Origin of the sequence: Georgenia wutianyii (assembly GCF_006349365.1) — a bacterium.
Taxonomy (GTDB): domain Bacteria; phylum Actinomycetota; class Actinomycetes; order Actinomycetales; family Actinomycetaceae; genus Oceanitalea; species Oceanitalea wutianyii.
The window spans coordinates 565,128-584,824 of sequence record NZ_CP040899.1 but is presented as its reverse complement, the minus strand read 5'-3'; the positions used below and the strand labels follow the sequence as shown (position 1 = coordinate 584,824).

At 75.1% G+C, this 19,697-nt stretch carries 14 protein-coding genes; 1 reads left to right on the top strand and 13 read right to left on the bottom strand.

The window, feature by feature from the left end; all coding sequences use genetic code 11:
• Position 1: 1 nt before the first annotated feature.
• Positions 2 to 1,141 carry a succinyldiaminopimelate transaminase gene (dapC, locus tag FE251_RS02710; protein ID WP_139072153.1) on the bottom strand — a complete coding sequence of 380 codons (1,140 nt, stop codon included), beginning with the start codon at positions 1,139 to 1,141 and terminating at the stop codon, positions 2 to 4.
• A 2-nt stretch (positions 1,142 to 1,143) separates the two neighbouring features.
• Entirely contained in the window at positions 1,144 to 1,461 is a 318-nt protein-coding gene (gene fdxA / locus FE251_RS02705) for a ferredoxin (protein WP_139072154.1), read from the bottom strand.
• 147 nt (positions 1,462 to 1,608) lie between these two features.
• On the opposite strand from fdxA, the gene FE251_RS02700 reads away from it, so the two are divergent.
• The gene (locus tag FE251_RS02700; protein ID WP_230976516.1) at positions 1,609 to 1,905 is read left to right on the top strand and encodes a putative acetyltransferase; all 297 of its coding nucleotides are present in this window, start codon (positions 1,609 to 1,611) and stop codon (positions 1,903 to 1,905) included.
• On the opposite strand, the gene FE251_RS02695 is transcribed toward FE251_RS02700, so the two are convergent.
• The 11 genes from FE251_RS02695 to FE251_RS02645 all read right to left on the bottom strand — a co-directional run bounded on the left by FE251_RS02695 (position 1,836) and on the right by FE251_RS02645 (position 19,692).
• On the bottom strand, positions 1,836 to 3,587 hold the full coding sequence (locus FE251_RS02695) for a VanW family protein (protein ID WP_168202631.1): 1,752 nt from the start codon (positions 3,585 to 3,587) through the stop codon (positions 1,836 to 1,838). The genes FE251_RS02700 and FE251_RS02695 overlap by 70 nt on opposite strands.
• Before the next feature lie 34 nt (positions 3,588 to 3,621).
• Entirely contained in the window at positions 3,622 to 4,119 is a 498-nt protein-coding gene (locus tag FE251_RS02690; protein ID WP_230976515.1) for a flavin reductase family protein, read from the bottom strand.
• On the bottom strand, positions 4,116 to 5,675 hold the full coding sequence (locus FE251_RS15440; RefSeq protein ID WP_168202630.1) for a PIG-L family deacetylase: 1,560 nt from the start codon (positions 5,673 to 5,675) through the stop codon (positions 4,116 to 4,118). The genes FE251_RS02690 and FE251_RS15440 overlap by 4 nt, the downstream gene beginning before the upstream one ends.
• A gap of 11 nt (positions 5,676 to 5,686) precedes the next feature.
• Positions 5,687 to 7,594, bottom strand: coding sequence for a translational GTPase TypA (gene typA / locus FE251_RS02680; protein ID WP_139947744.1), 1,908 nt, complete (start codon positions 7,592 to 7,594; stop codon positions 5,687 to 5,689).
• A 404-nt stretch (positions 7,595 to 7,998) separates the two neighbouring features.
• Positions 7,999 to 9,060 carry a type IV toxin-antitoxin system AbiEi family antitoxin domain-containing protein gene (locus FE251_RS02675; RefSeq protein ID WP_139947743.1) on the bottom strand — a complete coding sequence of 354 codons (1,062 nt, stop codon included), beginning with the start codon at positions 9,058 to 9,060 and terminating at the stop codon, positions 7,999 to 8,001.
• 312 nt (positions 9,061 to 9,372) lie between these two features.
• Positions 9,373 to 10,059 (bottom strand): ABC transporter ATP-binding protein, encoded by a 687-nt coding sequence (locus FE251_RS02670; RefSeq protein ID WP_139072159.1) that lies wholly within the window; start codon positions 10,057 to 10,059, stop codon positions 9,373 to 9,375.
• Complete coding sequence (locus FE251_RS02665) at positions 10,052 to 10,981, bottom strand: ABC transporter ATP-binding protein (protein WP_230976592.1); 930 nt, start codon at positions 10,979 to 10,981, stop codon at positions 10,052 to 10,054. Before FE251_RS02665 ends, FE251_RS02670 begins: the two co-directional genes overlap by 8 nt.
• An 11-nt stretch (positions 10,982 to 10,992) precedes the next feature.
• Positions 10,993 to 13,779 (bottom strand): FtsX-like permease family protein, encoded by a 2,787-nt coding sequence (locus FE251_RS02660; protein WP_139947739.1) that lies wholly within the window; start codon positions 13,777 to 13,779, stop codon positions 10,993 to 10,995.
• Positions 13,776 to 16,952, bottom strand: coding sequence for an ABC transporter permease (locus tag FE251_RS02655; protein ID WP_330998322.1), 3,177 nt, complete (start codon positions 16,950 to 16,952; stop codon positions 13,776 to 13,778). The genes FE251_RS02660 and FE251_RS02655 overlap by 4 nt, the downstream gene beginning before the upstream one ends.
• Before the next feature lie 2 nt (positions 16,953 to 16,954).
• A complete protein-coding gene (locus tag FE251_RS02650) occupies positions 16,955 to 18,718 on the bottom strand; it encodes an ABC transporter ATP-binding protein (protein WP_139947735.1) in 1,764 nt (587 codons plus the stop codon).
• Positions 18,718 to 19,692, bottom strand: a complete 975-nt coding sequence (locus tag FE251_RS02645; protein ID WP_139072224.1) for an ABC transporter permease — start codon at positions 19,690 to 19,692, stop codon at positions 18,718 to 18,720. Before FE251_RS02645 ends, FE251_RS02650 begins: the two co-directional genes overlap by 1 nt.
• Between the last annotated feature and the right edge of the window lie 5 nt (positions 19,693 to 19,697).

Here is a 19,697-nt window from a genome sequence, read left to right as displayed (position 1 = left end):
CTCAGACGGTGAGCGGCGCGGCCGCGAGCCGTTCCGCGGCCGCTGCGATGCGCTCGTCGCTCGCCGTGAGCGCGATGCGAACGTGGCGCGCGCCAGCCGGCCCGTAGAACTCACCGGGTGCGACGAGGATGCCCCGCTCGGCGAGCGCGGCGACGACGGCGCGGCAGTCGGCGTCCTGCCCGGGGAGCGTGGCCCACAGGTAGAGCCCCGCCTCGCTCTCCGGTGCGACCGCCAGCCCGGCGGCCGTGCAGGCGGCGAGGAGCGTCTCGCGCCGGGCGCGGTACCGCTCGCGCTGGACGGCGACGTGCTCGTCGTCGTCGAGCGCCGCGGCGAGCGCGGCCTGGACCGGCGCGGGCATCATCATCCCGACGTGCTTGCGCACCTCGAGCAGCCTGCGGACGATCGCGGGGTCCCCGGCGGCGAACGCGGCCCGGTAGCCGGCGAGGTTGGACTGCTTGCTCGCCGAGTACAGGACGAGCAGGCCCTCGTGGCTGTCGCCGCACACCCGCGGGTCGAGCAGGCTCGGCACGCCCTCGCTCGCCCACGGCTCGGCCCACCCGAGCTCGGCGTAGCACTCGTCGCTCGCGACGACGACGCCCCGCGCCCGCGCCCACTCCACGACCTTGCGCAGGTGCTCGACGCCGAGCACCTTGCCCGTCGGGTTGGACGGGGAGTTGAGCCACAGCAGCCGCACCCGGCCGGGCCCGACGGCGGTGGTCGCGTCGGCCGGGAACGGCTCGGCGCCTGCGAGGCGCGCGCCGACGTCGTAGGTCGGGTAGGCGATCTCGGGGTGGACGACGACGTCGCCCTCACCCAGCCCGAGCAGCGCGGGCAGCAGCGCGACGAGCTCCTTGGAGCCGATCGTCGGCAGCACCTGCTCGGGGGTCAGCCCGGGGACGCCGCGACGGCGGGCGAACCAGTCGACCACCGCCTGGCGCAGCCGGTCGGTGCCCTGCGTCGTCGGGTACCCCGGGGAGTCCGCCGCCGCGACGAGCGCGTCCTGGACCACGCGCGGCGTGGGGTCCACCGGCGTCCCGACCGACAGGTCGACGATCCCGCCAGGGTGCGCCTCGGCACGGCGACGCGCGCCGGCCAGGCTGTCCCACGGGAAGCTCGGCAGCGCGTCGCCGAACAGCCCCACCCTCAGGCCTGCGGGGGGAGGGCAGCGACCAGCGGGTGGTCCTTGTCGATCTGGCCCATCTTGGCCGCGCCGCCGGGCGAGCCGATGCCGTCGAAGAAGTTGACGTTGGCGTCGTAGTACCCCGACCACTGCTCGGGGACGTCGTCCTCGTAGTAGATCGCCTCGACGGGGCAGACCGGTTCACAGGCACCGCAGTCCACGCACTCGTCCGGGTGGATGTAGAGCATCCGCTTGCCCTCGTAGATGCAGTCCACGGGGCACTCGTCGACGCAAGCCAGGTCCTTGACGTCCACGCAGGGCTGCGCGATGACGTAGGTCACGGGTTCCCTCCCTCTGCACGGCCTCCGCCGCGCCTGTCGGTCCGCTGCCTAGTATCCCCTACTCGGGTCGGCCGTCCCATCGTGCGGCACCCGGCAGCGGTCGGCCACCGCCGGGCCCCGGCCGGCGGCGCGCGGCACAATGGCAGGGTGAGACCTCTGTGGGCGGACTGGCCGCCGGGCACCCGCGTGGTGATCCGCTACCGCAGGCCCGAGGGCGGGTTCGCGGACGCGCTCGGTGACCTCGTGCGGGCGGACGACGAGCGCGCCGTCGTGGCGACCCGGCGCGGGGAGGTCGAGGTCCCGGCCGCCGCCGTCGTCGTCGGCAAGCCGGTGCCACCGCCCCCGCCGCGCCGGGCCCCGAAGGGCGCGGAGGGTCAGGCGTCGCTCGGCGGGGAGTCGGCGCTGGGCGGGGAGCCGCACACGACGCGGTCCCACGGGATGTAGCGCGTCGTCCACGACTCGCGGTCGACCTCGGTGCCGTCGTGGGAGACGACGCGGGTGACCGTGACCGTGAAGCCCGGCTCGGGCGAGCTGTTGGCCACGCACGACGGCGAGGAGTTGTAGACCGTCGAGGGCTGGGTGAAGTTGAACCGCTCGCTCGTGCTCGTCGTCACGTCGAAGTACTTCGTGCCCCACAGCCGCACGTGGAACTCCCCGCCGGCGACCCACGCCTGGACGAGCGCGCCGTAGGGGGTGGTGTTGGTCCACTTGAGGTCGACGCTCGGGGTGTAGACCGTCGCCTCGCGGCCCTCGGGGTAGCGGGCGTAGTGGTGGGAGTGGGTCTGCCACTCGTCGAGCTCCATGCCGGCGAAGAACGCGGCGTTGAAGACGGTGGTGGAGACCTGGGAGAGCCCGCCGCCCATGCCGCTGGTCTCCAGGCCGTCCACGACGACGCCGGAGGAGACGAACCCGGCCTCGCTCGTGATCGGGCCGAGCGCCTCGATGAGGCTGAACGTCTCGCCGGGCTTGATGAGCGTGTTGCTGATCTTCTCCGCGCCGACGACGAGGTTGCGGGTGCGCTGGGCGTCGTTGTGGAACGGGGTGGCGAACTCCGAGACGACCTCGGTGACGCCCAGCGCCTCGGCGTCGGCGACGGTGAACTCCGGCTCGACCTCACGCAGGACGGCGACGGCGGTGCGGTCGGTGCTGGAGACGGCCGCCGCGGCGACGCTCTCGGCGAGCACCTCCTCGTCGACGTCCATGCCGGTGGCGCCGGGGACGATGGTCGGCGCGCCGTCGCGGATGACGATCTGGGCGTCGCGGGCGGCGGTGCGGACCTCGGGGTCGCGCTCGAGGACGAGGTCCGCCAGCGCGCGCGAGTCGATGACGAGCTCGAGCTGCCCGTCGCTGGGCTCGAGGCTGGCGACGGAGGTGAGGTCGGCGGGGGTGAGCTCGAGCAGCCGTCCCTCGATGTCGACGGCGACGGGCGCGCGGGTGAGCGGGCGGGCGATGTCGGCCATCGCCGTCTCCACGGCCTCGGCCCCGACGGCGGGCGGCACCTCGGTGCCGGGCAGCTCGAGCGGCCGCTCACCGGTGAGCCACTCGTCGCGGACGAGCTCGACGGCGGCGGGGACGTCGACCGACAGCCCGGCCTCCGGCTCGGTGACCTGGGCCTCGCCGTCGCTCAGCGCGATCGCGCCGTCGACCGGGGCGCGGTCGAGCGTCTCGGCGACCCGCTCGACCTCGGCGCGCAGCGCGTCCTCGTCGACGTCGACGACGGGCCGCACCTCGGACATCCCGAGGAGGTGCGCCACGACGACGCGCGGGTCGAAGGTGAGTCCGGTGACCTGGCCGACGGTCGCCTCGACGTCGAGCTCGAGCCCGGTGGGCTCCAGGGTGGTCTCCGCCTCGCCGAGCGCGACGGGGACCGGCTCGGTGGTGGCGGTGGCGAGCGTCTCGGTGAGCCGGGCGGTGGCCTCCTCGGCGGTGAGCCCGCCGATGTCGACGCCGGCGACGGTGGCCCCGCGGGGCACGCGGTCCCCGAGGTACCACGAGGCCGCGACGTAGCCGCCCACGAGGACGAGCAGGGCGACGAGGGCGATGATCCAGCCGCGGCGACGACGGCGCGGCTCCTCGTCGGCGAAGTCGACGAGGAGCGACTGGTCGGTCGACGTGTCCGATCGCATCTTCTTACCTCCGGGCTCGCAGGACATCTGCGCGTCAGTGGCGGCCGAGCGGCCGCAGCCGCCCCAGGTGGTGGACGAGCGCACCGGTGGCGGTGCGCCCGAGGGTGGCGTCGAGGACCTGCCCGACGACGACGTCGTGGTCCCCGGCGTTGCGCACCCACTGGGTGCGGCACTCGAGCCAGCCCTGCGCGTCCTCGAGGAGCGCGGCGCCGGTGAGGGGACCGCGGTGGTGGTCGATGCCGACGAGCTGCCCCAGGGCCGGACGGCCGGGGCTGGCCAGACGCTCGGCGGCGACGCCGGCCTCGCCGTCGAGGATGCTCACGCCCCAGGTGTCGACGGCGTCGAGCGCCTCACGGATGCGGGCGTCGGTGTGGACGCAGAAAAGCACCATCGGCGGGTGCAGGGACACCGAGGTGAGGGCCGTCGCGGTCATCGCGAGGTCGGTAGCGCCCTGACGCAGGGTGACGACGGTGACGCCGGCGGCCAGGCGCTGCATGGTCGCGCGGTAACGCTCCACCAGCTCCTCGCTCACCGCAGCCGCCCGTCCGAGAACCACCGTCGGGGCAGGAAGGCGGCCGCGAGGGACACGAGGGGTGCACCGAAGAGCCACACGTAGCTCACGGTCTCGTTGGTGACGAGCACGTCCCCGCCGGGGCGCAGGAACGCCATCGCCTGGGTCATGAGGACGACGGCGAGCACGGTGAGGAGCAGGCCGCCGCTGCCCGCGATGGCGCGCGCGGCGATCGCGGCGGACAGCACCCCGGCCAGCCCGAGGACGACGCCGACCGGCCAGCCCTCGACGGCGTAGCGGTGGACGACCGTGCCGAGCGTCGCCATGACGATGCCCGCGAGCACGGCGACGACGGCGCCGGTGGCGCCACCGCTCGGGGCGAGCCGGGAGGCGCGCGGACGCTCGGGCCGCTCGTCGTCGCCGCGGTCGACGCCGGGGCGCCCGACGTGCGCGGTGCTCGAGGAGCCGGTCGAACGGACGAGGGTGGCCGCCTGCTCAGGGGTGAACCCGGCGGTCGGGGGCGGCAGCCGGTGCACGGTGGCACCCGGGGCGTCGTCCGCTGCCGCGCCGGTGGCGCCGCCGCGCACCGCGGGAGTGACGGCGGAGATCGCCGCGAGGAGGCCGGTGGCGTCGTCCCCGGGGGCGGTGCGCACGTAGACGCGGTCGAGCAGCGGGGCGAGGACGTCGTTGCTCAGCGCGAAGTAGCCGACGAGCCGCTGCCCGTCGACGGGAGCGACGGCCTGGGCCTGGGTGCGGTGGCGGCGCAGTGCCGCGACGAGCCGCTCGGCGACCGGCCGGACGTCGAAGGAGGCGGTGACCTGCGTGGCGGGCACGGCGATGGACGGCAGCTCCTCGACGGCGTCGGGCACGGTGAGGACCGCGCCCTCCGGGGAGTGGAGCGGCGCGTGGCCGGCGAGGGTGTCGCGCAGCTCGGCCGTCGCGGCCCGCACGTGGTCCTGCTCCTGCGCCACCCACAGCACCGTCGGCACCCGCCAGGGCGCGAGCCCGGGCAGGACCTCGGGGTCCTCGAGCCCCGCGAGCTCGACGGCGCGGGTCGTCACCTCGTGGGCGCGGACGTGGTCCGGGTGCCCGTACCCGCCGCCCGGCTCCTCGGTGAGCACCACCGTCGGTCGCACGTGGCGGATGACGACGGCGAGCAGGAGCGCCGCGACGTCGAGGTCGACGGCGGTGAACGCCTCGGACCCGGCGTCCTCCGCGGGACCGGCGAGGCCGGGCCGCAGCCAGCGCATGCCGGAGTCGCGGAAGCGCGCCGGCCGTCGGCCCTCGAGGGCCGGGACCTGGTCGAGGTAGAGGTGACGGTGGACGCCCAGCTCGGCGAGCGCCGAGGACAGCTCGCCCTCCCGCTCACGGGCGAGCGCGTCACGGTCGGTGCGCAGGTGCGCGAGGTCCGGTGGGACGACGTCGCCGCGCTCGCCGCGCGTGCAGGTGACGACGGAGACGTCGACACCGGCCGCGACGGCGAGCGCGAGCAGCCCGCCCGCCCCGATCGTCTCGTCGTCGGGGTGGGCGAAGACGCCGAGGAGGCGCTGCTGCTCAGGCTGCTGCTGCGACGTCATCACCTCATCGGTCAGGCGCGGCGGAGGCGGGCCGCCGCCTTCGCCCGCTCCGTCTGGTCGAGGATCACCTTACGGATGCGCACCGCGTCCGGGGTGACCTCGACGCACTCGTCGTTGTTCGCGAACTCGAGGGACTCCTCGAGGGTGAGGCGACGCGGCGGCACGAGGTTCTCGAAGGAGTCCGAGGCCGCCGCGCGCATGTTCGTCAGCTTCTTCTCCTTGGTGATGTTGACGTCCATGTCGTCACCGCGGGCGCTCTCCCCGACGATCTGGCCCTCGTAGACGAGCGAGGTGGGCTCGACGATGAAGGAGCCGCGCTCCTGGAGGTTGATCATCGCGTACGGGGTCACCGCGCCGGCGCGGTCGGCGACCATCGAGCCGTTGGTGCGCAGCTCGATCGGGCCGTGCCACGGCTCGTAGCCCTCGGCGATGGAGGAGGCGATGCCGGTGCCGCGGGTCTCGGTGAGGAACTTGGTGCGGAAGCCGATGAGGCCGCGGGCGGGGACGACGAACTCCATGCGCACCCAGCCGGTGCCGTGGTTCGACATCGTCTCCATGCGGCCCTTGCGCTGGGCGAGGAGCTGGGTGACGGCGCCGAGGAACTCCTCGGGGACGTCGATGGTCATGCGCTCCATCGGCTCGTGGGTGCGGCCGTCGATGGTCTTGGTGACCACCTGCGGCTTGCCGACGGTGAGCTCGAAGCCCTCGCGGCGCATCTGCTCGACGAGGATCGCCAGCGCGAGCTCGCCACGGCCCTGGACCTCCCACGCGTCGGGACGCTCGGTGGGGAGGATCTTGAGGGAGACGTTGCCGATGAGCTCGCGGTCGAGACGGTCCTTGACCTGACGCGCGGTGACCTTGGCTCCCTTGACCTTGCCGGCGAGCGGGGAGGTGTTGATGCCTATGGTCATCGAGATCGCGGGGTCGTCGACCGTGATGAGCGGCAGCGGGCGCGGGTCCTCGAGGTCGACGAGCGACTCACCGATGGTGATCTCCTCGATGCCGGCGACGGCGACGATGTCACCGGCGTGGGCGACCTCGGTCGGGACGCGATCGAGGGCGACGGTACGCAGGAGCTCGGAGATGCGCACGGGCTTGACGGTGCCGTCGCGGCGGGCCCAGCCCACGCTCTGGCCCTTGCGCAGCTCGCCGTTGTGGATGCGCAGGAGCGCGAGGCGGCCGAGGAACGGGGAGGCGTCGAGGTTGGTCACGTGCGCCTGCAGCGGCGCGTCCGCCTCGTACGTGGGGGCGGGGATCGTCGCGAGGATCGTCTCGAAGAGCGGCTCGAGGTCGCGGTTGTCCGGCAGCGCGCCGTCGGCGGGCTGCTCGAGGGAGGCGCGGCGCGCCTTGGCGGAGGCGTAGACGACGGGCACGTCGAGGACGGCGTCGAGGTCGAGGTCCGGGACCTCGTCGGCGAGGTCGCCCGCGAGGCCGAGGAGGAGGTCGGTCGTCTCGGCGACGACGGCGGCGATCCGCGCGTCGGGCCGGTCGACCTTGTTGACGACGACGATGACCGGCAGCTTCGCCGCGAGCGCCTTGCGCAGGACGAAGCGGGTCTGGGGCAGCGGGCCCTCGCTCGCGTCGACGAGGAGGACGACGCCGTCGACCATGGACAGGCCGCGCTCGACCTCACCACCGAAGTCGGCGTGGCCGGGGGTGTCGATGACGTTGATCGTCACGCCGTCGGGGGCGCCCTGTGCGGCGGCGGCGGGCCCGGTGTAGTGCACCGTGGTGTTCTTCGCGAGAATGGTGATGCCCTTCTCGCGCTCGAGGTCACCGGAGTCCATCGCCCGCTCGTCGACGTGCTGGTGGTCACCGAAAGCGCCCGACATCCAGAGCATGGCGTCGACCATGGTGGTCTTACCGTGGTCGACGTGGGCGACGATCGCGACATTACGCAGGTCAGTGCGGACGGGCATACGCGGAGCTCCTCGAGGCTGGGGCGCCCGCGCGTTGGTCACGCTGAGCCAGAAGGCTGTCGGGCGAAGAGAGGGCACCCGATGATCGAGTGCCGCCGATAAATTCTACTCCCCGCAAGCCGCCGCGCCCAGGGCGCCGAGATGTGTCCCACAGCACGCCCCCTCCTCTGGGACGCCCCCTGGCGCCCGGGGACACCCCCTGCCCAGGGCCGTAGGCCCGCAAACGTGCGTCCCAGAGGGGCCGCGCCGGCCCCCGCCGCCCGGCGACCACCCCGCCCCCCTCCCCCTCTGGGACGCCCCTTGGCGCCCGGGGACGCCCCCTGCACGGGGCTCGACGCCTGCAGAAGGGTGTCCCAGACGGCGGGAGGACGACGACGACGGCGCGGGCGAGCTGGCCGGACGCCTCAGACGAGGCGGGTGCGGGGCGGGACGACGAGCTCGGGCACCGGGTCCAGCGTCCGGCGGACGGAGGCCGGGAGCGCAGCGACGAGGCGGGCCGCCAGCGCGTCGGGGTCGCGCAGGTCCGCGCGGGTGACGCGCAGGACCCGCGTCACGCCGTCCTCCCGGACGAGGTCCTCGCGCCGCTTCTCGGCGACGAGCGCGGCGGAGGCCTCGGCGTGGCTGCGGACCAGGCCGAGCTCCGGCAGGTACTTGAGCTCGCCGTCGTACTCCACGAGCACCCGGAGGACGACCACCCGCGACCCGTCCGGCCGCTGCTCGGTCCACTCCCAGCCGAGGTCCGCGTAGAACGTCCCGCCGCGGGTGCGGACCTCCAGCTGCACGGTCGGCGTCGGCAGACCGCGCGAGACGGCCACCCACCGCACGACGCTCTCCATCGGTGACTCCGCGAACGGGTCGGCCGCGGCGATGACGGCCCGCGCCCGCCGTCGTCCGTGGCCTCGCCCGTGCCCCACCATCTCGGTGAGGCGCGTTCTCAGCTCGGCCACGTGATCCGCGACGGGCTCCCGGTCGACCCGGTCGGGGCGGACGAGCGCGCGCAGGGCGGAGTCGGCGACGACGAGCGCGTCGCGCGGGTGCATCGTGCGCGCGCACTCGACGACGGTGCGCTCGATCGTCGAGACGCGGATGCCGTGGACCACGGTCACCGAGGAGTCGCCGAAGGGCCCGCGGTGACGGCGGAGGTCCGGTGCGCCGTGCCCGTTCGCCCGTGCGCGCTGCGTGACGTGGACGACGGTGGGCACCCGGTAGAGCCACAGCCCGTGGAGCAGCGCCGCGGACGAGTGGCTGACGACAGCGCCGTTCGTCAGCTTGCGGCTCACCGCCGCGATCCGGGCGAGCGCCTCACGCTCCTGCGCCTGCCACCCGCCTTCGGCGCGCGGGGTGAGCGCGCCACGACGCACCCGGTCGAAGCCGCCCGCGCGCACCATCGCGCGCACGGCCTTGGCGTCGAGACCGGAGGTCACGACGATCGGCGGCAGCTCCGGCGGGTCCAGCACGAGTCCCATCGGGGCACGGTGCCCGACGCGTGGCTCGGCCCGTCCGCGAGCGCCGCCCGTCCGTGGATCCCAGCAGCGCGGGCCAGCCCCGGGGAGCACCGTCAGTCGGCGCGCGAACGCACCCCTCCTCTGGGACACCCCTTTGCGGACCCAGGGCCCCGCGCACGGGGCGTCCCCGGGCGCCAGGGGGCGTCCCAGAGGGAGTTGGGGGTCAGGCGCGCCGCCTCCGGACCCCTTGTCTGGGACACCCCTTTGCGGAGCCACGGCCCCGCGCCCGGGGCGTCCTCGGGCGCCAGGGGGCGTCCCAGAGGGAGTTGGGGGTCAGGCGGGGGTGAGGAGGGCGCCGTCGTGGAGCTCGACGACGCGGTCGGCGCGGGCCATGAGCACCGGGTCGTGGGTGGAGACGACGGCGGCGAGGCCGCGGGCGTGGGTGAGCTCGGAGATGAGGTCCATGATCGTCGCGGCGGTCGCGGAGTCGAGCTGGCCGGTGGGCTCGTCGGCGATGAGGATGTCCGGCTCGGCCACGAGCGCCCGGGCGATGCCGACCCGCTGCTGCTGCCCGCCGGACAGCTCGTAGGGCCGCTGCCGGGCGTGCCCCGCCAGGCCGACGAGGTCGAGCGCCGCGGCCACCCGCGTCTCCCGTTCCGCCGGCTCCGCCTCGAGCAGCCGCAGCGGGATCTCGACGTTCTCCGCGGCGGACAGGACCGGGATGAGACCGAAGGACTGGAAGACGTACCCCATCCGGGAGCGCCGCACGGCGAGCACCTCCTTCTCCGGCAGCGCGGACAGCTCCCGGCCGTCACCGAGGAGCACCCGTCCGCTCGTCGGCCGGTCGAGCCCGCCGAGCAGGTTGAGCAGCGTCGTCTTGCCGGAGCCGGAGGGCCCGCGCACGACGACGAGCTCCCCCTTCGTCACCGCCATGCTCACGTCGGTGAGGGCGTGGACGTCCCCGGCGCCGGTGGTGAACACCCGGCTCACCCGGTCGGCGGTCAGCAGCGTCTCAGGCATCGGTGCGCTCCTCCTCGTGGCCGGCCCGGCCACTGGCAGTCGGCGGACTCGTCCGCGACGACCCGTCGGGCCAGACGCCGACGTGGTCGGGCTCCAGCGCCAGGCGCACCCGCTCGCGCAGGTCGAGTGCGCTGACGAACTCCTCGGGGAGCTGGAGGCGCCCTGCCCGGTCGAGCACCGCGAACTCCTCCGCGACGTGGACCTCCGCGCCGGAGTCGTCGCGCTCGGTGCGCCGCAGCACCTCGGTTGCGGTGCGGCCGTCGCGGATCTGCACCGTGCGGCGCACGTGCTCGGAGACGGTGGGGTCGTGGGTGACGATGAGGACGGTGACACCGAGCCGCTCGGAGGCGCCGCGCAGCGCCTCGAGGACCTCGGCGCTCGTCGCGTCGTCGAGCTCGCCGGTGGGCTCGTCGGCGAGCAGCACGCGCGGTGAGTTGGCCAGGGCGACGGCGATCGCGGTGCGCTGCTGCTCACCGCCGCTCAGCTGCTCGGGCCGACGGTCGCGGCAGTGCTCGATGCCGAGCAGCTCGAGCAGCTCCTCCACGCGCTCCGCGCGGGCCTTGGCGCCGGACAGGACGAGCGGGACGGCGATGTTCTCGGCGGCGGTGAGGTAGGGCAGGAGGTTGCGCGAGGTCTGCTGCCACACGAAGCCGACGGTGTGGCGCTGGTAGTGCACGCGGTCGGCCCGGCTCATCGTCGCGAGGTCCGTCCCGGCGACGACGGCGGTGCCGCCGGTCGGCCGGTCCAGCCCGGACAGGATGGTGAGCAGCGTCGACTTCCCCGAGCCGGAGGCCCCGACGATGGCGACGACGTCGCCCCGGTCGACCCGCAGGTCGAGCCCCTGGAGGGCCTGCACCTCGACGCCCTCGGTGGAGAAGATGCGTACCAGCCCCTGGCAGAGGATGTCCGGCTCGCCGGTCAGGTCCCTCACGCTCACGTCTCCTCACCCATCCGCAGCTCGGTGGCCACGTCGGCCCGGCTGCTCATCATCGTCGAGACGAGGACGGCCGCGGCCGTCACGACAAGGACCCCGCCGAGCACCGCGCCGGCGGACACGGGGTCCACGACCAGCGCCGGCTGCTCCGCGCCGCCGGTGAGCGCGGTGAGGTCCATCGCCCCGAGGACCACCCAGGGCACGAGGACGCCGAGCACACCGCCGGCCACGACCGACACGACGGCGAGCGGCGCCAGCTCCCACGCGACGATGCCGCGCGCCTGGCGCCGGTCCAGCCCGAGCGTGCGCAGCACCGCGAGCAGCCGCCCACGGGCCGGCGCCCCCATGAGCTGGGTCATGACGACGGCGACCAGGACGAGCACGAGGCTGAGCACGACGGCGACGGCGAGCGCCGCGTTCATCCCCCCGGCCATCGGCGAGGCGAGGAAGTTCCCGGCATCGCCCGCCGGGTTCTGCGCCCGGGCGACCGGCTCGACCTCCCGGACGCGGTCGAGGACGGTCGTCGGGTCCTGGCCGTCGGCGACGTCGAGCAGGAGGGTGCGGGGCAGCACACTGCGGCCGGTCGCCTCGGTGAACGCGGCGGCGTCGAGGAGGACGTCGCCCGTGGTTCCGGCCCCGGCGAGGGCGTCCATGACGCCGACGACGTCGAGCGCGAGCCCGTCACCGACCGCCACCTCCAGGCGGTCGCCGACCCCCGCGCCGAGGGTGTCGGCCGCCCCGGCGGACAGCACGGCGGGCACGGCGTCACCGCTGCCCGGCCCCGCGGTGAGGGCGGTGGGGAGAGTGGCGATGCCGACGCCGTCGGCCTGGACGGCGCGGACGTCGTCCGGGTCGAGGACGGCGAGGTCGAGGCGCTCCCCCGACACGCTCACCGTGCCGGCGTCCCCGATCGAGGCGACGGCCGCCACCCCCGGGACGGCCGCGATCTCGGCGACGTGCTCCTCGTCGAAGATCGGGCCGGTGAGGCGGAGGTCGGCGCCGACGGCGCGCCACGCGGTGGTCTGCACGCCCGCCTCGATGGTCGAGCTGAGGACGACGGAGAACATCGCGACCGAGACCCCGATGACGAGCGCGACGGCGGGGACGAGGCCGCCGGCGGGGTCGCGGACGGCGCGGGCCGAGCCGAGGAAGGCAGTGACGCCGCGGCGCCGGCGCAGCACCCCGGCCAGCGCCCGCACCGGCAGCGGGTAGGCGCGCAGGACGAGGACGCAGGTCGCGACGGCGAGCAGCAGCGGCACGGTGGTGAGGAGGAGGTCGGTCTCCCCGGCTCCGGGCTCCACGCCGCGCTGGAGGAGCAGGACGAGCGCCGCGAGGGTGACTCCGAGGACGAGGGCCTCGACGACCCACCGGCGTCGCCCGGGCCGCCGGCCGAGGTCGGCGCGGCTCTCGCGCAGCCCGCGCGGGGAGGTGGTGGCCGCGAGCATGACAGCGGGCACGAGCGCGACGAGCCCGGTGAGGAGGAGGTCGGCGGGCCGGGTGCGCCCCGGGAGCAGGAGGACCGCGAGCACCGCCCCGGCCGCGGCGGCGGGCAGTGAGAGGACGAGCCCCTCGAGCGCGAGCATCGAGCGCAGCTGCCGGCCGGAGCCGCCGCGGGCGGCCATGAGGGCCAGGCCCGGCCGGCGGCGTGCGACGAGCAGCCGCGCGGCGAGGAGGAAGACGGCGAGGGTGACCCCGAGCGGTCCGGCGGCGATGATCGCGAGCACGGTCGACGTCACGGCCTGCTGCTGGGCGACCCGGTCGAGCACGCCGCCGAGGTCGCTGGCGAAGCGGACGGGCAGCGGGCCGGTCTCGCCCGTGCCGAGCGTCTGGGGCGCGGTGAAGCGCGTGAGCTGGGCGGCGGCGTCGTCGACGTCCCGCGCGGCGAGCGCCCCGACCTCCACCGGGTACCAGAGCTGGGTGCGCACGGAGGAGACGGGGAACTGCGTGGGCAGCCGGCCGTCCCACGCCGGGCTGACGTAGGCGGCGGCGAGCGCCGAGGTGCCGAGGTTGAGGTCGTCGACGAGGTACGGCTCGGCCGACTGCGGGTTGTGCACCCAGAAGCCGTCGTCGGCGTCCAGGGCGGTGAACGTCCCGGTGAGGAGCACGGGCACGGTGTTGCCCACGACCCGCCGCTCGGTGCCGACCTCCCACCCCAGCGCCTCGGCAGCGGGCGCGGCGAGGACGACCTCGAGCGGGCCGCCCGCGGCGATGGCCTGCCGGACGAGGGCGGTCTCCTCGTCGAGCGTGAGGGAGATGCGCTCGGCGTCGCTGAGCCCCGCGTACGGGTCGACGTGCGTCGGTGGCTCGGGCCAGCGGCCGGCGGTGAGCTCGACGTGCTCGCCGAGCTGCGGGTCGACCTTGAGGCTGAGCCGCTGGGTGCCGATGACGGGGTCGGGCGGGGCCTGGACGTCGAAGGGGGGCGTCGCGACCCAGAAGAGCGGGTCGCCGAGCATGCTGCGCAGCGGCTCGGGCTGCGCCGCGCGCAGCTCCTCGAGGGCGACGAGCGTCCCGCCGAGGCTCTCCTCGACCTCGGGCGCGAAGGGCGTCGTGCCGGGCGCGGGCGCCGGGAGGTCGGGCCACGTGTCCGGCAGGACGGCGACGACGTCACGCGCGAGCGGGCTGGCCCCGGCGATCTCGTGGGTGGTCTGCCGGTCGTCGACGCCGGCGAGGAGCCGGGGCCAGGCGGTGACGACACCGGAGACGAGCAGGACGAGGAGCACGAGGGCGACGGGGACCGCCTTGTGGGCGGTGGCCTGCCGGGCGGTGAGGCGCAGGAGGCCGGTCATCGCACCTCCTCCCGGTACTCGGCGTCCAGCGCCTGGGCCCGGACGCGGGCGGCGAGCGCGGCGCCGACGACGAGGAGCCCGCCCGCGAGGACGGCGAGGACGCCGAGCGCCGGCAGCACGTCGAGGCGGCCGCCGAGCGGCAGCGGGGAGACGTCGGTGGCGGAAGCGCGGGCGAGGGTGGGGACGAGCACCGCGGAGGCGAGCCACCCGGCGACGACGCCGAGCACGGCGCCGAGCGCGCCGACCCCGAGGAGCTCGGCGGCCCTGCTGCGCGCCTGCGCGGCCGGCGGCAGTCCCAGCGCGCGCAGCACCATGACCTCGCTGCGCCGCTCCCGGGCGAGGGCGAGGACGACGGCGGCGACGCCGGTGAGGGCGAGGAGCGCGGACCCGCCCGCCGCGATCCAGAACGCCTGGCGGACCGAGGCCGCGGAGTCCGTCCGGCCCGTCCCCGCGACCTCGACCTGCGCCTCACGGCCGGCGAGCTCACGGGCGGCCGACCCGACGTCCGCGGCGTCGGTGTCCGCGGCGACGGCGAGCCACACCTGCCGGGGCAGCACGGGGCCGGGCTGCCGGGCCAGGACGTGCTGCCCGAGGGTCGCGAGGTCGACGAGGACGGCGTCCTCCTCCAGACCGCCGGGCAGGGCGTCCGCGACGGCGGTGACGGTGAGGTCGGCGGAGGTACCGGCGAGCGCGAGGGGCAGGGCATCCCCGACGGCGAGGTCGGCCGTGGCGGCGAGGTGGGCGGTGACGACGGCGGGCACGGCGGCGGGGACGTCGGCGGGCACGAGCCGTGCCTCGGCCGTGTCCGTCCCGGCCGGCAGCGCCCCCCGCAGCCCGAGCGGCGGCTCGACGTCGACTGCGGGCCCGAGCGCGTCGCTCGGCGCCCACGTGCCCAGGGGCAGGTCCGCGCCGTCGGCGGCGAGGGAGGCCACGTCGTAGGTGAAGACCGACCCGTAGCGCGGCCCGCTGACCGCGAGGTCGAGGGCGACCACCCGGTAGGGCCCGCCGGGCGGCAGGGCCACCCGGAGCCGGTGCTCCGCGGGCTCGGGCCCGACGAGCGCGTCCTGCCCGTCGGGGTCGGCCGGGAGCTCCCCGACGTCGAGCATGCTCAGCGCGCCGTCGGCGTCCGCCAGCCAGAGGGCGGCGGCGAGGGAGAAGTCCCCCTCGCGCAGCCGGGCGAGCTCGTCGGCGACGACCGCCGCGGCCTCCTCCGGGGACAGGCCGTCGAGGGTGACGAGACGGTCGAGGAGCGAGGCGGCCTCGGCCTCGAGGACGTCCTGCGCCCCCTCGGCCGCGGCGAGGGAGGCCCGGACGGTGACGTCGAGCGCCCGGGCGCCGTCGGGCAGGGCGACGCCGGGCGCGGCGGTGGCGAGCCCGGCGGTGGCGCCGGTGAGGCCGAGTCCGTCGGGCAGGCGGGTGAGGTCGTCGAGCCGGCCGGCGGGCAGGGCGGTGAGCGCGACCGGCACCTCACCGAAGCGTCCGGCCTCACGCAGCACGACGCCGGCGGCGGAGACGCCGGGCAGCTCGCGGTACGGCACCGCCGAGACCGACTGCGGCCGGGCGAGGCGCGAGGTGGTCCCGGCCGGCAGCTCGACGCGCACGTCGGCACCCGTGGCGAGCGCGGCGACGTGCTCGCGCTGGACGGCGGTGGCACCGGCGAAGGACGCGGAGACCGTCGTCGCGCCGACGGTGAGCACGACGAGGACGAGGGGGACGGCGTAGGCGCGCACTCGCCGGGAGACCTGACGCGCGGCGAACACGCCGACGAGCCCACGGCGGCGGGCGAGGAGCCCGGCGACCACCCGGGCGAGCGGGCCGAGGAGGGCGAGCGCGCTGACGGCGAGGGCGGCGAGGAGGGCGCCCAGGGAAAGGACGGCGAGCACGTCGGCGCCGCCGTCGTCGAGGAGCGGGGTGCCGTGCCGCAGCAGCTGCCAGGTGGACAGGGCGGCGCCCGCCCCGGTGAGCACGAGGGTCCCGGCTGCGGCGGCGCCCCGGAGCCGGCCGGAGCGGTCGGTGGCCGTCCGCCGAGCCGCGGCGCGCGCCTGGAGCCCGGCGACCACCGTCCCGGCGAGGAGCGCGACGACGGCCACGGCGGCACCGACGGTGAGGATCACCGGCCGCTGGGCCTCCCCGCCGTCGAGCCGGCCGACGACGAGCGCCGCGAGGGTCGTCCCGGCGCCGGCGCCGAGGACGCACACGACGCCGAGCTCGGCGGCCGACCACGCCGTGATCTGCCGGGCGGAGGAGCCCCGGGCGACGAGGATCTCGGTCTCGCGAGCGCGGGTCTGCCCGAGCAGCCGGACGACCTGGACGAGGGCGACGAGGGAGATGACGCCGAGGAGCGCCACCGGCACGAGGCCGACGGCGGCGGCGGTGCCCGTCGCCTCCTCGAGGTCGGCGACGGTCCCGGCGAGGTCGCCGGTGAGGGTGAGGCCACGGACGGCGACGGCGTCGTCGTCGCGGAGCGCGAAGTCGAGTCCGGAGAGGCCCTCGGCGAGCCGGGGCAGGTCGGCGACGGTGAGCGCGGCGGGGTCGGGGTAGACCGTCCAGCGCACGAACGGGACGTCGACGGCGGCGCCGACGGTCTCCGCGGAGGCGAGCAGCGGCCCGAGGGCGGAGCCGTCGGTGCCGGCGGCGACCACCGGGTCGGCGAACCACGTCCGCTCGTCCGCGGCGCGCCAGGTCCCGGCGACGGTGAGCGAGGTTCCCGCGACGTCGAGCCGCTTGCCCGGGGTCAGCCCGGCGTCGGCGGCCGTCTGCTCCGGCACGAGCACCTCACCTGTCGCGAGGGGCCCGGCGTCGGGCTCGGCGCCGGCGGGGACCTCGGCGAGGAGGACCCTGACGCGCTTCTCCCCCACCGACGCGGCGACCGGCTCGGTCCACAGCTGCCGGGAGACCGCCAGGCCGTCGGCGGGGAGCAGCCGGGAGAGGGTCCGGCGCACGGCGGCGTCCTGCGTCGCCGGATCGGCGGCGAGGCGGGTCTGCACCTGGATGCCGGCGTCCCGCGGGGCGGCCTCGGTGAGGGTGCTGCGCACTGTGGCCACCCCGGCGGCGCGGGTGTAACCGACCGTCCCGGCGAGGATCGCCGCGACGGTCGCGGTGAGGACGAGCAGGGTGAGGAGGGTGCCCGGCTGCGCGCGTGCACGCCGCGCCAGCAGCCGGGCGACCCCCATCGTCACTCGCGCGTCGACTCGTCCAGCGGACCGCTGCCGATGGTGCTGTCGTCGATGTGCAGCTCGGCGACCTCCTCGCCGAAGGACTCCAGCAGCGCGTGCCGCTCCTCGCGGCGACGACGCTGCTCGACGGGGTCGGGCACAGGGGCCGCGGCGAGGAGCCGCTGCGTGTACTCCTCCTGCGGGTTCTGCAGGACCGACTCGCGGTCGCCCTGCTCCACCACCTTGCCGTTCTGGAGGACGACCACCCGGTGGGCGAGCAGGTCGACCACGGCGAGGTCGTGGGAGATGAACAGGCAGGCGAACTTGTAGCGCCGCTGCAGCTCGGTGAACATCGCGAGCACGCTCGCCTGGACGGAGACGTCCAGGGCCGAGGTGGGCTCGTCGGCGACGAGCAGCTCGGGCTCCAGGACGAGCGCACGCGCCACGGAGACGCGCTGGCGCTGGCCGCCGGACAGCTCGTGCGGGTAGCGGTTGTAGACGCTCCGGGGCAGCTCCACGGCCTCGAGCAGCTCGTGGACCTTGGCCATCCGGCTGCGCTTGTCCCCGACCTTGTGGACGACCATCGGCTCGGCGATGATCTCGCCGATCGGCAGGCGCGGGTTGAGGGAGGCGGCGGGGTCCTGGAAGATCACGCCGATCCGCTTGCGCAGGCTCTTGGCGTCCTTGCGGCCCATCGCCCCGAAGTCCTCGCCGAAGAGGCGGATCGTGCCGGAGGCGGCGGGGATGAGACCGAGCGCGCAGCGCCCGATCGTCGACTTGCCCGACCCGGACTCACCGACGAGGCCGACGACCTCGCCCTGGCGCACGGAGAAGGAGACGTCGTCGACGGCGCGGAACGGGGGCTTGCCCGCCCGCTGGTACTCGATGACGAGGTTCTCCATGCGCAGCGCGGCGGTCTCCCCCTCCTCGACCGCCGGCGCGTCGACCTGCGAGATGCCGAGCTGGTCGCGGCCGCGGCCCAGGTGCGGGACGGCGTCGAGCAGCCGCTTGGTGTACGGGTGCTCGGGGCTCACGAGGACCTGCTCGACGGGGCCGCTCTCGACGATGTTGCCCTTGAACATCACGGCGACGCGGTCGGCCATGTCGGCGACGACGCCCATGTTGTGCGTGATGAGCAGGATGCCGGTGTTGAGCTTGTCCTTGAGCGAGCGGAGCAGGTCGAGGATGTCCGCCTGCACCGTGACGTCCAGGGCCGTGGTCGGCTCGTCGGCGATGATGACCTTCGGGTCGCAGCTGATCGCGATGGCGATGACGACGCGCTGGCGCTGACCACCGGACAGCTCGTGCGGGTACTGCTTGAGGCGGCGCTCGGGCTCGGGGATGCCGACCATCCGCAGCAGCTCGGCGGCGCGCTCGTCCGCGGCGGCGCCGTAGGCGATGCCGTGGAGCTCGAGGGCCTCGGTGAGCTGGGTGCCGATGGTGAGCACCGGGTTGAGCGCCGTCATCGGCTCCTGGAACACCATGGCGACGTCGTTGCCCCGCATCCGGCGCAGGGCGCGGTCGTCGAGGTCGCGGACGCTGTTCTCACCGACAGTGATCCGCCCGCTGGTGCGGGCGTTCTTCGGCAGCAGGCCGAGGGCGGTCATCGAGGTCACCGACTTGCCCGACCCGGACTCGCCGACGAGGGCGACGACCTCACCGGGCTTGACCTCCAGGGAGATGCCCTTGACGGCGTGGACCGAGCCGAACTCCGTCCGGAAGCGGACGTCGAGGTCGTTGAAGGTGAGGACCGGCTCGCTCGACTGCTCGGAGAGGGTGCTCATCAGTCCTTGTTCCTGTTCTGCCGCGGGTCGAAGGCATCCCGCAGGCCATCGCCGATGAAGTTCACGCTCAGCGCGATGCCGAGGATGAAGATGCCGGGCCACCAGAAGAGCCACGGCCGGGAGGTGAAGGACGCCTGGTAGGTGTTGATGAGGACGCCCAGCGAGGTGTCCGGGGGCTGCACACCGAAGCCGAGGAAGGACAGCGAGGTCTCCAGGAGGATCGCCGCGGCGATCGACAGCGTCGCCGACACGATGATCGTGCCGAGGGTGTTCGGCAGGATGTGCTTGACGATGATGCGCCACGGGGAGGTCCCGACCGCCTGCGCGGCGGCGACGAACTCCCGCTCGCGCAGGGAGAGCACCTCACCGCGCACGAGCCGGGCCAGGCCGGTCCACGTGACGATGCCGAGCATGAGGGCAAGGATCCAGATGGAGCCGCCGCTGATCTGGCCCAGGACGGCCGCGAGGACGAGCAGCGGGATGACGATGAGCAGGTCGGTGAGGCGCATGAGCAGCGCCTCGACCCAGCCGCGGAAGTAGCCGGCGGCCGCACCGATCGCCGTCCCGATGAGCGTGGAGACGATCCCGACGACGAACGCGATGATCAGCGAGCGCTGGGTGCCGCGCATGACGAGCGCGAAGTAGTCCTTGCCGACGTTGTCCTGCCCGAAGGGGTGCTCCCCGATCCGGAAGGGCCACAGGCTCAGCGTGGGACGGCCACCGTCGACGACGGGGTTGGCCAGCGTGTAGCCGTGCTTCCACCAGCCCGGGAACGGCCCGAAGCCGATGGAGGTGTAGGCGAGGATCGTGATGAGGACGAGCACGGCGAGGGAGACCATCGCGCCGCGGTGCCGCAGGAAGCGGCGCAGCACGAGCTGGCCCTGGGAGTAGGACTTGTCGGTCTTGCCCTCGAGGTCCTCCTCCACCGACAGCGGGTCGATGTTCTGGAGGGTGCCGGGGTCAGCTCCCTGCATGCCGG

Bases quoted from the DNA above. Each gene is read 5' to 3' on its own strand.
- FE251_RS02695 (WP_168202631.1), bottom strand. From the start codon at position 3,587: ATGCGATCGGACACGTCGACCGACCAGTCGCTCCTCGTCGACTTCGCC.
- FE251_RS15440 (WP_168202630.1), bottom strand. From the start codon at position 5,675: ATGACGTCGCAGCAGCAGCCTGAGCAGCAGCGCCTCCTCGGCGTCTTC.
- typA (WP_139947744.1), bottom strand. From the start codon at position 7,594: ATGCCCGTCCGCACTGACCTGCGTAATGTCGCGATCGTCGCCCACGTC.
- FE251_RS02675 (WP_139947743.1), bottom strand. From the start codon at position 9,060: ATGGGACTCGTGCTGGACCCGCCGGAGCTGCCGCCGATCGTCGTGACC.
- FE251_RS02670 (WP_139072159.1), bottom strand. From the start codon at position 10,059: ATGCCTGAGACGCTGCTGACCGCCGACCGGGTGAGCCGGGTGTTCACC.
- FE251_RS02660 (WP_139947739.1), bottom strand. From the start codon at position 13,779: ATGACCGGCCTCCTGCGCCTCACCGCCCGGCAGGCCACCGCCCACAAG.
- FE251_RS02655 (WP_330998322.1), bottom strand. From the start codon at position 16,952: ATGGGGGTCGCCCGGCTGCTGGCGCGGCGTGCACGCGCGCAGCCGGGC.
- FE251_RS02650 (WP_139947735.1), bottom strand. From the start codon at position 18,718: ATGAGCACCCTCTCCGAGCAGTCGAGCGAGCCGGTCCTCACCTTCAAC.
- FE251_RS02645 (WP_139072224.1), bottom strand. From the start codon at position 19,692: ATGCAGGGAGCTGACCCCGGCACCCTCCAGAACATCGACCCGCTGTCG.